The organism is Paenibacillus sp. FSL R7-0216 (assembly GCF_037969915.1).
Taxonomy (GTDB): Bacteria; Bacillota; Bacilli; order Paenibacillales; family Paenibacillaceae; genus Fontibacillus; species Fontibacillus rhizolycopersici.
On sequence record NZ_CP150222.1, the window covers coordinates 15001 to 26833 of the forward strand.

General features: G+C 51.9%; 11 protein-coding genes and 2 rRNA genes (1 of these 13 cut by a window edge). 11 read left to right on the top strand and 2 right to left on the bottom strand.

Annotated features, from left to right (window positions below; all coding sequences use genetic code 11):
* Nucleotides 1-1702: ribosomal RNA gene (locus MKZ15_RS00055) — 23S ribosomal RNA — on the top strand; it begins 1354 nt to the left of the window's first position.
* 58 nt (nucleotides 1703-1760) lie between these two features.
* A 5S ribosomal RNA gene (rrf, locus tag MKZ15_RS00060) occupies nucleotides 1761-1877 on the top strand.
* A gap of 57 nt (nucleotides 1878-1934) precedes the next feature.
* Here rrf and MKZ15_RS00065 read toward each other — a convergent pair.
* Nucleotides 1935-3851 carry an amidase family protein gene (locus MKZ15_RS00065; RefSeq protein ID WP_339818895.1) on the bottom strand — a complete coding sequence of 639 codons (1917 nt, stop codon included), beginning with the start codon at nucleotides 3849-3851 and terminating at the stop codon, nucleotides 1935-1937.
* A 474-nt stretch (nucleotides 3852-4325) separates the two neighbouring features.
* On the opposite strand from MKZ15_RS00065, the gene MKZ15_RS00070 reads away from it, so the two are divergent.
* Entirely contained in the window at nucleotides 4326-4700 is a 375-nt protein-coding gene (locus tag MKZ15_RS00070) for a hypothetical protein (protein ID WP_339818897.1), read from the top strand.
* 138 nt (nucleotides 4701-4838) lie between these two features.
* Here MKZ15_RS00070 and MKZ15_RS00075 read toward each other — a convergent pair whose 3' ends face one another.
* Complete coding sequence (locus MKZ15_RS00075) at nucleotides 4839-5372, bottom strand: hypothetical protein (protein ID WP_339818901.1); 534 nt, start codon at nucleotides 5370-5372, stop codon at nucleotides 4839-4841.
* Nucleotides 5373-5583: 211 nt separating this feature from the next.
* Between MKZ15_RS00075 and MKZ15_RS00080 the strand changes: the two genes are divergently transcribed.
* The 8 genes from MKZ15_RS00080 to yabA all read left to right on the top strand — a co-directional run bounded on the left by MKZ15_RS00080 (nucleotide 5584) and on the right by yabA (nucleotide 11775).
* On the top strand, nucleotides 5584-5769 hold the full coding sequence (locus MKZ15_RS00080) for a sigma factor G inhibitor Gin (RefSeq protein ID WP_155608050.1): 186 nt from the start codon (nucleotides 5584-5586) through the stop codon (nucleotides 5767-5769).
* A gap of 154 nt (nucleotides 5770-5923) precedes the next feature.
* Entirely contained in the window at nucleotides 5924-7477 is a 1554-nt protein-coding gene (locus MKZ15_RS00085) for an aminotransferase class I/II-fold pyridoxal phosphate-dependent enzyme (protein WP_339818905.1), read from the top strand.
* Between the two features lie 30 nt (nucleotides 7478-7507).
* The gene (gene tmk / locus MKZ15_RS00090; RefSeq protein WP_193418834.1) at nucleotides 7508-8158 is read left to right on the top strand and encodes a dTMP kinase; all 651 of its coding nucleotides are present in this window, start codon (nucleotides 7508-7510) and stop codon (nucleotides 8156-8158) included.
* 53 nt (nucleotides 8159-8211) lie between these two features.
* Nucleotides 8212-8541, top strand: a complete 330-nt coding sequence (locus tag MKZ15_RS00095) for a cyclic-di-AMP receptor (protein ID WP_059048766.1) — start codon at nucleotides 8212-8214, stop codon at nucleotides 8539-8541.
* Nucleotides 8542-8953: 412 nt separating this feature from the next.
* A complete protein-coding gene (locus MKZ15_RS00100; RefSeq protein WP_155608053.1) occupies nucleotides 8954-9397 on the top strand; it encodes a YaaR family protein in 444 nt (147 codons plus the stop codon).
* A 25-nt stretch (nucleotides 9398-9422) separates the two neighbouring features.
* Nucleotides 9423-10403 carry a DNA polymerase III subunit delta' gene (gene holB, locus MKZ15_RS00105; RefSeq protein ID WP_339818913.1) on the top strand — a complete coding sequence of 327 codons (981 nt, stop codon included), beginning with the start codon at nucleotides 9423-9425 and terminating at the stop codon, nucleotides 10401-10403.
* A 152-nt stretch (nucleotides 10404-10555) separates the two neighbouring features.
* Nucleotides 10556-11356 (top strand): stage 0 sporulation family protein, encoded by an 801-nt coding sequence (locus MKZ15_RS00110; protein WP_155608055.1) that lies wholly within the window; start codon nucleotides 10556-10558, stop codon nucleotides 11354-11356.
* A 47-nt stretch (nucleotides 11357-11403) separates the two neighbouring features.
* Nucleotides 11404-11775 (top strand): DNA replication initiation control protein YabA, encoded by a 372-nt coding sequence (yabA, locus tag MKZ15_RS00115; RefSeq protein ID WP_155608056.1) that lies wholly within the window; start codon nucleotides 11404-11406, stop codon nucleotides 11773-11775.
* The last annotated feature ends 58 nt before the right edge of the window (nucleotides 11776-11833 follow it).

An 11833-nucleotide genomic window follows, 5' to 3' on the forward strand; every position in this document is an offset into this window, starting at 1 on the left:
CAGGGGTAGGGGAGCGTTGTATGTAGGTTGAAGGTGTACCGTAAGGAGCGCTGGACAGCATACAAGTGAGAATGCCGGTATGAGTAACGAAAAGATCAGTGAGAATCTGATCCGCCGAAAGCCTAAGGGTTCCTGAGGAAGGTTCGTCCGCTCAGGGTAAGTCGGGACCTAAGGCGAGGCCGAAAGGCGTAGTCGAAGGACAACAGGTTGAAATTCCTGTACCACCGTAATCCGTTATGAGCGATGGGGTGACGCAGTAGGGTAGTGACGCGAGCTGATGGATGCTCGTCCAAGCAGTGAGGCTGGTGTGTAGGCAAATCCGCACACCGTAAGGCTGGGCTGTGATGGGGAGGGAAAATTATAGTACCGAAGGTCATGATCTCACACTGCCAAGAAAAGCCTCTAGTCAGGAGAAGGTGCCCGTACCGCAAACCGACACAGGTAGGCGAGAAGAGAATTCTAAGGCGCGCGGAAGAACTCTCGTTAAGGAACTCGGCAAAATGACCCCGTAACTTCGGGAGAAGGGGTGCCCCGGTAGAGTGAATAGCTCGAGGGGGCCGCAGTGAAAAGGCCCAAGCGACTGTTTAGCAAAAACACAGGTCTGTGCGAAGCCGCAAGGCGAAGTATACGGGCTGACGCCTGCCCGGTGCTGGAAGGTTAAGGGGAGTGGTTAGGGGTTAAACCCGAAGCTATGAACCGAAGCCCCAGTAAACGGCGGCCGTAACTATAACGGTCCTAAGGTAGCGAAATTCCTTGTCAGGTAAATTCTGACCCGCACGAATGGCGTAACGACTTGGGCGCTGTCTCAACGAGAGATCCGGTGAAATTTTAATACCTGTGAAGATGCAGGTTACCCGCGACAAGACGGAAAGACCCCATGGAGCTTTACTGCAGCTTGATATTGGACTTTGATACGATTTGTACAGGATAGGTGGGAGCCTAGGAAGCCGGAGCGCCAGCTTCGGTGGAGGCGCCGTTGGGATACCACCCTGATCGTATCGGAGTTCTAACCTGGTACCGTGATCCGGTACGGGGACAGTGTCAGGTGGGCAGTTTGACTGGGGCGGTCGCCTCCTAAAGAGTAACGGAGGCGCCCCAAGGTTCCCTCAGAATGGTTGGAAATCATTCGAAGAGTGCAAAGGCAAAAGGGAGCTTGACTGCGAGACTGACAAGTCGAGCAGGGACGAAAGTCGGGCTTAGTGATCCGGTGGTACCGCATGGAAGGGCCATCGCTCAACGGATAAAAGCTACCCTGGGGATAACAGGCTTATCTCCCCCAAGAGTCCACATCGACGGGGAGGTTTGGCACCTCGATGTCGGCTCATCGCATCCTGGGGCTGAAGTAGGTCCCAAGGGTTGGGCTGTTCGCCCATTAAAGCGGTACGCGAGCTGGGTTCAGAACGTCGTGAGACAGTTCGGTCCCTATCTGTCGTGGGCGCAGGAAATTTGAGAGGAGCTGTCCTTAGTACGAGAGGACCGGGATGGACGCACCGCTGGTGCACCAGTTGTTCCGCCAGGAGCATAGCTGGGTAGCTAAGTGCGGACGGGATAAGCGCTGAAAGCATCTAAGCGTGAAGCCCCCCTCAAGATGAGATTTCCCAATTAGTAAGACCCCTTGAAGACGACGAGGTTGATAGGCCTGAGGTGGAAGTGCAGCAATGTATGGAGCTGACAGGTACTAATCGGTCGAGGGCTTATCCAAATATCTAAAACAGCAAATACGTTTCGTATCCAGTTTTCAAGGATTAAACCTTGAATCGTTTGGTGGCGATGGCGGAGGGGTTCCACACGTACCCATCCCGAACACGACCGTTAAGCCCTCCAGCGCCGATGGTACTTGGACCGAAGGGTCCTGGGAGAGTAGGACGCCGCCAAGCAAAGGGAAAGAGCACTACCGTTCATTCGGTAGTGCTCTTTTTGAATATATAGAAGAGTTAAGGCGTCCATTTAGGGGCATGGCGGTGATGCGTACCTTGCTCAAAGCTATAAGCGTATTTGATTAGCGTGCCTTCGTCAAAGGCGCGGCCCAGAAATTCGATCCCAACGGGTAAGCCTTCAGCGGTAAAGCCAGCCGGGACCGTGATGGCCGGGAAGCCGGAAAACGGACTCAAGCGATTGTTGTTACCAGATGATTGACTCTCGCCGATTAACGCCGGTGGTTGGGTGCTTGTCGGGTAGACGATGGCATCGAGATTGTAGTCCGCCATGACCTTCAGGAGGGATTCTCGGGTCAAGCTGGTGCGCTTTAACACGATATCCTTGTACTCCTGGGTATCCAGGGATTCACGGGCCTCACGGGCTTTCATGGAGGACTCCTGGGTTTTATCATACTCTCCCGAGGCGATGATTTCAGCCAGGCTGTGGTAAGGGGCGTCGTCCCCTAATTCTTTTAGGTAGTCGTTCAACTGAAATTTGAACTCGTAGCCGCTTAAGCTCGGGTACTTATTGATCTCTGCTAAATGGGGAATCTTGATATTAACGACCGTTGCGCCAAGGGAACTTAGCTCATTTACGGCATTAGTTACTACGTTGGAGACGGCTTTTTCTTGATCGTTGCCTTCCAAGAACAGTTCTGTGGCTACACCGATACGAGCGCCTTTTAATCCATTCGCATCTAGGAAACGAGTATAGCTTTCCGGGATACGGCCAACGCTGTAGGCGGTAGCAACATCGTCAGGATCATAACCGGCCGTAGCGTCGAGCAGAATTGCTGCATCTTCAACCGTTCGGGCGATCGGACCGCCAACGTCCTGGGTCAGGGCCAGAGGAATGATACCATCCCGACTGGATAAGCCGATCGTTGGGCGAATACCTACGAGACTGTTGAAGCTAGACGGTATGCGGATGGAGCCCCCGGTATCCGTGCCCAGTCCGGCGACAGCTAAGTTAGCAGCAATAGCCGCTCCAGTACCACCGCTAGATCCACCGGGATAACGGTCCAGGGCATAGGGATTCTTGGTTTGGCCGCCTAACGAGCTGGAGGTCGTAATCCCAAACGCGAACTCGTGCAGGTTGGTTTTGCCTAGGATGATCGCCCCCGCTTCTTTGAGCTTGGCAATTTGATCGGCATCCTGATCGGGTATAGAGTCTTTCAGACATAGGCAACCGGCAGTGGTAGGCATATCTGAGGTATCAAAGTTGTCTTTCACTAAGATCGGAATCCCGTGTAAAGGCCCGCGTGGACCTTTGGCCGCCCGTTCTTGATCCAACGCTTCCGCGATCCTGAGTGCCTCGGGGTTGATCGTTAAGACCGCCTGCAGGGAGATCCCTTGATCGTCGTATTTGGCAATGCGGTCAAGATACATCTGAACCAGTTGTTTTGAAGTAAGTTTGCCTTGTTCCATCGCCCGTTGAATCTCGGATATCGTGGCTTCAGGGAGCACAAAGGGTTTCAAATAACCGAGGACTCGGTCATGAAGGCGATTAAGATCATTTGCCGTGAGCGGCTCCGCGGGCAGAAATGAGGTGTCGGAATACCCCTTCATGAGCCCGGCCTTAACGACCGCCCCAACAGCCCCGGCGTAAGCTGCCTGGTCCGGAATGTCGCGGAAGGATTCAGCAGACTTCTCTAACCCCAGCCATTCTTGAAGCAAGACAGCGACCTGACTACGGAGCACGCGATTACCGGAGATCTCCGGCATTGTAAAAGAGCCTCCCGCTTCGGAAGCGGCTTGTTTCATCGACTGACGAAATTGTTCGCCGGTGACCAGCGATGGTTTAGCTACTGTAGCTGACAATGGGCCTGAAGCGGCTTGGGCTTGCGGGATCTGTCCGATCCATAATCCGGAGATGAGTACAGAAGCTAGCAAATACCTGCTTCCCTTTTTCCAACGTTGTCCATATCGGTTCATGTGCAATCCCCTCTCCCTTATGAAATGTTTGAAGTTTATGTGACCTATCATAATTTCATGTTAGATATAGTGACAAAGGTCGGGTTTCCTTAATAAAACGCATACATTCTAAGTTATTGAGGAGAATTGAGGTATTTCTCTGGATTGCTTTCATTAATAAAATTTCATATTTGATCTCCATGATGTTAAATAAAGTAACTTAAAACTGACATATATTTTTTAGTTTTCTGAAAGAATACTGAGTTATTTTCAGTTTCTACCAAATGGAATGTAACCAAATTGTTACCGACATGGATACGACACCCGTTATAATTAAACTGGTATGTTAGCATCTAGGGCATTTAGCCTATCCGGAATCTATATCAGAATGACAACAAGGAAGTTTTTTCAGTATATAGGCAGGGTAAGGAGGAATGGATCATGCGGCGAAGAGGGATAAGAATATCCTTATGCTTCATGTGGGGAGTCTTGATGATGATCGTAGTCATCGCAGGCTGTGCATCTTCCGAGCCTTCGTGGACGGATTTTGTGGGATCAACGGTTGAGAAGAATTTTCCCGTCCCCAAAGAGGCCAGTCAAACGGAAACGGCTCTTAATAACTCTAAGATGGACTATGTGCATTATAAGCTAACTGGACTCAAAGAGAGTAACGAAATTCCCGAAGCCTATCAGAAGGTAATCGCGGAATGGGGATGGAAAGAGAAAAAAGAAGAGAGCACCGGCACAACCCGAGTGTACGAGAAAGGGAAGCAAATTGTGCAGTTAACAATTCACGACGACTCTTTTACGGTTCTGGTTCCCAAAAAGGAAGAGAAAACGGTCATTCAAGGTTTAGAAAGCAGTCCTTAAATTTCAGGATTCGGATAAGAAGGCAACGCCCGTTACCGGACAAGCCGGTACAAAACGCGATAACAAGCAAAAAAGCCTGAACTCTGCGATTGTTGCAGGGGGCAGGCCTTTTTGCTTGTGTCTATGCCTATCGTTAGCTTATTGCATGTAATAGGCAATTTCTAAACCGGTGATTTTGATCATTCCGTCTTTGCGTTGTCCTCTCAGGGTGGCCAGTACAATAAAACGCGGGATCATTAGCCAAAGGTGCCAGAAAAATAAAGAGAGAACAAAAGAAACTGGCGACCAAGGAATAAGAATGCCTATAATGCAACAACCAATCCAGGCTGAATGAAGATGGACCCGTCGATACACAGGGTAAGCGATGTATTGATCAGGCATATAACCGATCCATGGCATCTGACGGGAAAATTTCCAACGCTTGCGGTAGGAGTGACTAACGATCATTAACACGGAGCGGGAAATCACGTATTGAATCCACAATATGACTGGTATGGCCAGTAGGAAGAAAAAGAGGCTGGTCCAGGATATAAAAACCGTCTCGGCAGCCAGCCATATGACGGGGAGTATCACTAAGCTGTGGATGAGCGACTTTGGCAAAACCTTCTTTTTGAGCAGCGTATAATGATAAAACGTCGCATGGGTTTCGGTTTCGGTTTCGGCGGAATTCAAGCGTTCGATCCTCCTTCACATCGGTTCCCGCAAGAAGCGGGCAAGCTCTTCTTAATATATCGGACAAAACAAAGAATAATTAAGACGCCGCGTACAAACACCGGGTACTGGCCTGCGGCATAAGATAAAGTAGGAAACGGACTATGAAAAGGTTTAAAATAGTAGAATCTGTGTCATACTGATAGTAAAAACAGACAAGGTGGGATCGGGCATGGATGAGCTGGGCGTCAGAACTTGCATTATTTGCGGGGAGCCAAAAACCGAAGGCATTCATATCGTATCGGAATTTATCTGCGACGCTTGCGAATCAGAGATGGTGCACACCGACGTGCAGGAGGAGAAATACCATTTCTTCATTCATCAAATGAAGCAGATCTGGGTGCAAAAAAATGCATAACAACGCCGGATAAAAGGACCTGTTCATTTTGGGGAGCGGGTCCTTTTATATTGCTCTACCGGGTAGAATAGCGGTAAAATGAAGCAAAGGTTGCCATACCGATGGAAGAGCAATTCAAAAGATCAACCTTAAGTCGGAAGGATTAAGCAAAGTAATGGAAGAGGAATTAAACCAAGTAGCCCCATTGTATGAGGCTTTAAGGCGATATCGGGAGAAAAAGGACGCTTCGTTTCATGTGCCGGGTCATAAAAACGGACAAGCATTACGTGGCGACGAGCGTGCGATCCTTGATCTGGCGCGCGTGATGGAAATCGACGTTACGGAAATCACCGGGACGGATGATCTCCATCATCCGGAGGGTGTCATCCGTGAGGCGCAAGGGTTGGCCGCCGCCCAGTTTGGGGCGGAGGAGACGTTTTTTCTGGTTGGCGGCAGCACGGCCGGGAACCTGGCGTTGATCCTGAGCGTGTGCACCGCGCCAGGAGATGTGCTGCTCGTGCAGCGAAACGTGCACAAATCCGTGATTCACGGATTGATGCTGGCAGGCGCGCACGCGGTGTTTTTGGCGCCGCAGCAGGATGCCGGCAGCGGGCTGGCGACCATCCCGAGCGAAGCTGCGGTGCGAGAAGCCCTACGCCGGTATCCCGGCGCAAAGGGGCTGCTGCTCACGCACCCGAGCTACTACGGGATGGGCGCGCCGCTGCGGCCGCTGGCCGAGCTGTGCCATGCGCACGGCGTGCCGCTTCTCGTCGACGAGGCGCATGGCGCCCACTTCGGCCAGCACCCGGCGCTGCCGGAGAGTGCGCTGGCCGCGGGGGCCGATGGCGTCGTGCAGTCGACGCACAAGATGCTGACCGCGCTCACGATGGGCGCGATGCTGCACGTACAGGGCGGGCTGCTCGACCGCGCGCTGCTGCGCCAGCGGCTGGCGATGCTGCAGAGCTCCAGCCCGTCCTACCCCATCATGGCTTCGCTCGACTTGAGCCGAAGCCTGCTGGGGACGCAGGGCCCCGCCTTCTTCGAGGGCGGGCTCGCCGCGGCCGCGCACCTGCGGCGCGGCCTGGCCAAGCTGCCGCGCTTCGGCGTCGTTGCACCGCCGGGCGCCAGTGGAAGGGCTGCTGCATATACTATCCAAGATCCTTTGAAACTTGTCATATACGATGCATCCGCAGCCCTCACCGGGTATAAATTGCAGGAGCGGCTCGAAGCCGAGGGATGCGTGCCGGAGATGAGCGATGACCGCCATGTAGTTCTGGCGCTTGGCCCCGGCTCAACGATGGAGGATGCGGATCGTTTGCTGCAGGCGCTGGTACGCATCGCCGCCGATGCCGAACAAATGGGAAATGCAGCGGGCCTCAGCCCTGATCCGGTACTGGCCGATGAACTTTCCACGTGGAACATTACGGCTGACGAGGCCGATCTGTCGGAAGTGTCCGAGCCCGTGCCGTTTGGCCTTACACCGCTGCGTCCGACAGAGATTGAGGCGATCTCCACTCAGGAAAGTATCGGCCGGCAAGCGGCGGAAATGATCATTCCGTATCCTCCGGGCATTCCGCTGCTTTATCCCGGAGAAATCATCACCGAGGCGGTTGGGCAGCAGCTGATGAAGCTACGGGATTCCGGAGCCAAATGCCAGGGGCCGGCCGACCCGCAGCTGCGGACGATTCAAGTCAAGAAAAGGGAAAGCCAAGCATATACTTGTACATGATTTTTGAGAAGAAAGCAGGGAACGAACTAGATGAACCATCAAGCCAAAGGATTATTTATTACGCTCGAAGGGGGGGATGGCTCCGGCAAAACGACGGTGATGCGGGAATTGGAACAGGCGTTAGAGGAGCATGGCGTGGCGTTTATTTCTACCCGGGAACCCGGAGGCATTGAGATCGCAGAAAAGATCCGCGAGGTGATTCTTAATCCGCAGCATACGGCGATGGATGCGCGGACAGAGGCGCTGTTATACGCAGCTTCCCGGCGGCAGCATTTGGCTGAGAAGGTGGAGCCCTCCTTGGAGCGGGGAATTACCGTTCTCTGCGACCGGTTTCTGGATAGCAGTCTGGCTTATCAGGGCTACGCACGTGGGCTTGGCATTGATGAGGTGTTGGAGATTAATCTTTTTGCCACCAAGGGGCGGTTTCCGGATCTCACCTTTTATCTCGATATCGAGCCGGAAGAGGGTTTGGCCCGTATCGCTGCTGGAGCGGGGCGCGAAGTGAATCGCTTGGATATGGAAAGTCTGCAATTTCACCAGAAGGTCCGGGAAGGATATCGGATAATCGGCGGGATGTATCCGGAGCGTATCAAGACAATCGATGCTTCGCGCAGCAAGGAAGAAGTCGCTGCGGAGATCCGAGGGTATCTTTCCGCGGCAATAAAGGAATTCATGGCCTAGCCGTCAAATAGGTTAGTATGGTACATTTTTTATAAAACAAGGAGGTACTGCATATGAAACTGATTGTTGCGATTATCCAAGATAAAGACAGCAACCGGCTATCCAGCGCGCTCGTGAAGGAAAACTATCGGGCCACCAAGCTGGCGAGTACCGGAGGGTTTCTTCGGGCGGGGAACACGACGTTTATGATCGGTGTTGACGACCATCAGGTGGATTCCGTTTTGAACGTCATCCGTACCAGCTGTAAAGTGCGTGAGCAGCTCGTTACCCCGGTTACGCCGATGAGCGGTACAACCGATTCGTATTTGCCGTTGCCCGTGGAAGTGCAGGTGGGTGGGGCGACGGTGTTTGTACTCCCAGTAGACCGTTTCGAACACTTCTAAATATAGTTGTTATTAAAAAGCCAGCTTTTGATCACGAGGTGTCTCGAGAAGAGTATTCGACATCGAATCTTGAACTCAACCGGGACTTCCGTTGCTCACGTAGGTTCGCCTACGCTGCGCTACTCAGTCCCTAGTTTCGTCCAACCTTCTCGGTGCTGAAAAGCCGACTTTTTAATCTTCATCTGAAGATGTTATCAAAAAAGTGATCTTCCCAACACGAAGAGAATCAATGAAGCTAACTCGACATCGAATCTTGAATTCAGCCGGGCTTAAGCATATGCTTTCGAAGCATGTTTCCTACGGAAACATTTGAGTTGCTCACGTAGGTTCGCCTACGCTGCGCTACTCAGTCCCTGTACTGAACTAGGTTTTAAATATTCAACTATCTAATCAACCATAGGCGGTGAACGCTTTGAAAATTGATCCGGGATACCGGCCGCTCAAAAGCGGTTTGGGAGTTAGCGACAGCCCTGCCAAGCCGGTGCAATCCAAAAGCTTCTCCGATGTGATGCAGCAGCATGGCCAGCAAGCAACTCAAGAGGAACTGAACCGGAGATTTAAAGAAATTCAAATGCAAGGGGACCGGCTCGCCCGGTCCATGACCGTTCGAGAGCTGAAGGCTTACCGAATGATGGTCAAGCGGTTTCTGGAAGATACGGTACGGCGGGGCGTTACCATCAAAGATGCGAAAGGATGGGACCGCCGGGGCCGAGGTAAACGCTACAAGCTGCTGGATGAAGTGGACGCTGCGCTGCTCGCGATGGCAGATGAACTGCTGGAGACGGAGCAGGGCAAAATCGACCTGCTGCAAAAAATCGGCGAAATCCGCGGTATGCTGATCAATCTGTGCTTCTAGCTTCGAAAGGACGAGGGCAAACGCGATGTCATTTCAAGAGATCATCGGGCAGGATACGGCCAAACAGTTGTTGCAGAGCAGCCTGAGACGCCAGGAAATATCCCATGCCTATATATTTAGCGGACCGCCTGGAAGCGGGCAGATGGAAATGGCCATGGCCTTCGTCCAGGCGTTGTTCTGCACCCGGGGCGGCGACGAGGCTTGCGGGGAATGTCTGGAGTGCCGCAAGGTGCTGCACGGCAATCATCCCGATTTGTTTACGATCAAGCCCGACGGGGCATCCATCAAAATTGAACAAATTCGTGATCTGCAACGGATTTTCTCTTATCGATCGGAGAGCGGAAATCCCAAAGCTTACATTATTGACGAGTCCGAAAAAATGACGGTACAAGCGGCGAACAGCCTGCTAAAGTTTCTGGAAGAGCCGCCATCTCCGGCCGTTGCGATCTTGCTGTCGGACAATGGACGGGCCTTGCTCCCCACGATTCAGTCGCGGGCACAATGGGTTCCTTTTTCAGCGGTGGATCCGGAGATGATGCTCCAAATATTGGCGAACGAGGGATTTCCGTCAATCTTGGCTCGAAGTGCCGTTCACCTCGCGGCGGGACTGGGTCCGTGCCGTGATTTAATCCAACAGAATTGGTTTGCAGAAATTAGAAACGTAGTGTTACAATTAGGGAAGGAAATCGCAGGCCGTGGCGGTTCTCCTTTAATAACGGCGCAGCAAACGTTGTTCAAATCCGGCTTGATCGATCATTTGGACATGTTGTTCAGCCTTTTCCATTTGTGGTTCAAAGATATGATCCATGCGCTCTATCATAAACATGATCAAATCGTTTTCATAGATGAGCTTCCGTTTATCAATCAGCATGCCGCCAGTTGCAGCGCCGAACAGTGGATTGATGCCATGGCGCAGGCCGCGGAGAGCAAGAAGAAGCTGCGGCAGCATATGAATGCCAGCCTCTGCGTAGAGCAATTTCTGATCGCGGTGGATGGGCAACGATAGCACTAGCCGCAAGGGACAAGACAGACAAGATGTACTTTCGCATGAAACTTTCTCCCCTGAAAGAGCAGGGATTTCTAGTAGTTTCTTCTGAACGCGCGCTTCAATGGGAAAGCGGTTCACCAGTTTTTAGAGCTATACGAGGGGGTTAGTTTTTGTATACAGTAGTGGGTGTCCGCTTTAAGAAAGCGGGCAAAATCTATTATTTCGATCCGCTGGAGCTCCCTGTGGAGAAGGACCAGAGCGTGATTGTCGAAACCGCGCGGGGAATCGAATATGGGAAAGTGGTGGTCGGCAAGAAGAAGGTCGGAGAATCCGATGTCGTCCTTCCGCTGAAGAAGGTCATTCGGATCGCCGATGATTCCGATGCCCGTGTTGTCGAAGAGAACAAATTTGCGGCAAAGAATGCCTTTGCCACATGTTTAAATAAAATTAAAGATCATGATTTGAAAATGAAGCTGGTCGACGTTGAATTTACTTTTGACCGCAATAAAATCATTTTTTACTTCACGGCGGAAGGCCGCGTGGATTTTCGCGAATTGGTTAAGGATTTGGCCAGCATCTTCCGGACCCGGATCGAGCTAAGACAGATCGGTGTACGGGACGAAGCCAAGATGCTTGGCGGTATCGGTCCTTGCGGACGTGTTCTCTGCTGTTCTTCCTGGCTAGGCGACTTTGAACCGGTATCGATCAAGATGGCCAAGGATCAGAGCTTGTCGCTGAATCCAACCAAAATCTCCGGATTATGCGGTCGATTGATGTGTTGCCTGAAGTTTGAGCATGATAACTACGAAAGCACCAAAGAAGAGCTTCCATCCGTAGGTAAAATCGTCGTCACTTCGCTGGGAGACGGCAAGGTCGTCGGACTCAACGCCGGCACCCGCACCGTGCATGTACAGCTGTTTGAAATCGGGAAAGTGAAGGAGCTTCCGCTGGACGATGTCGTCCTGAAATAAGGAGTTTCTTTTACGATAGATTCTAGAGATGACTCTGGGGTGGGAACTTGGAGAACAAGGACATATTCACAAGTATGCAGGCGTTGGAAACGCAAATGGGAAAAGTTCACGGCGATTTGGGCAGCCTCAAGCTGGAGGTCAAGAAGCTGGTGGAAGAGAACCAGCGGCTACGCCTCGAAAATGAACAACTGCGCAAAATCTTAAAGCGAGAAAGCGCGGAAGGGCCATTGTCCATACCCGTGGCGGAGAGAGCCGATATTCCGGCTCTGACCGGCAAGGAAGCAATGGATGTCGTGGGCGAAGGCTACGACAATTTGGCGCGTCTTTATCATGAGGGCTTCCATATTTGCAATGTTTATTATGGGCATCTGCGCACGGAAGGCGATTGCCTGTTCTGCTTGTCGTTTTTGAATAAATAATGAACCGTGGGGGTGTCCCTACGGTTTTTTTAAATTTGTGTTGAAAAAGGATGGGTAT

What these genes read in the sequence shown, in the direction of transcription:
- MKZ15_RS00065 (WP_339818895.1), bottom strand. Translation starts at nt 3,851, where the DNA reads ATGAACCGATATGGACAACGTTGGAAAAAGGGAAGCAGGTATTTGCTA.
- MKZ15_RS00070 (WP_339818897.1), top strand. Translation starts at nt 4,326, where the DNA reads ATGATCGTAGTCATCGCAGGCTGTGCATCTTCCGAGCCTTCGTGGACG.
- MKZ15_RS00080 (WP_155608050.1), top strand. Translation starts at nt 5,584, where the DNA reads ATGGATGAGCTGGGCGTCAGAACTTGCATTATTTGCGGGGAGCCAAAA.
- MKZ15_RS00085 (WP_339818905.1), top strand. Translation starts at nt 5,924, where the DNA reads ATGGAAGAGGAATTAAACCAAGTAGCCCCATTGTATGAGGCTTTAAGG.
- tmk (WP_193418834.1), top strand. Translation starts at nt 7,508, where the DNA reads ATGAACCATCAAGCCAAAGGATTATTTATTACGCTCGAAGGGGGGGAT.
- MKZ15_RS00095 (WP_059048766.1), top strand. Translation starts at nt 8,212, where the DNA reads ATGAAACTGATTGTTGCGATTATCCAAGATAAAGACAGCAACCGGCTA.
- holB (WP_339818913.1), top strand. Translation starts at nt 9,423, where the DNA reads ATGTCATTTCAAGAGATCATCGGGCAGGATACGGCCAAACAGTTGTTG.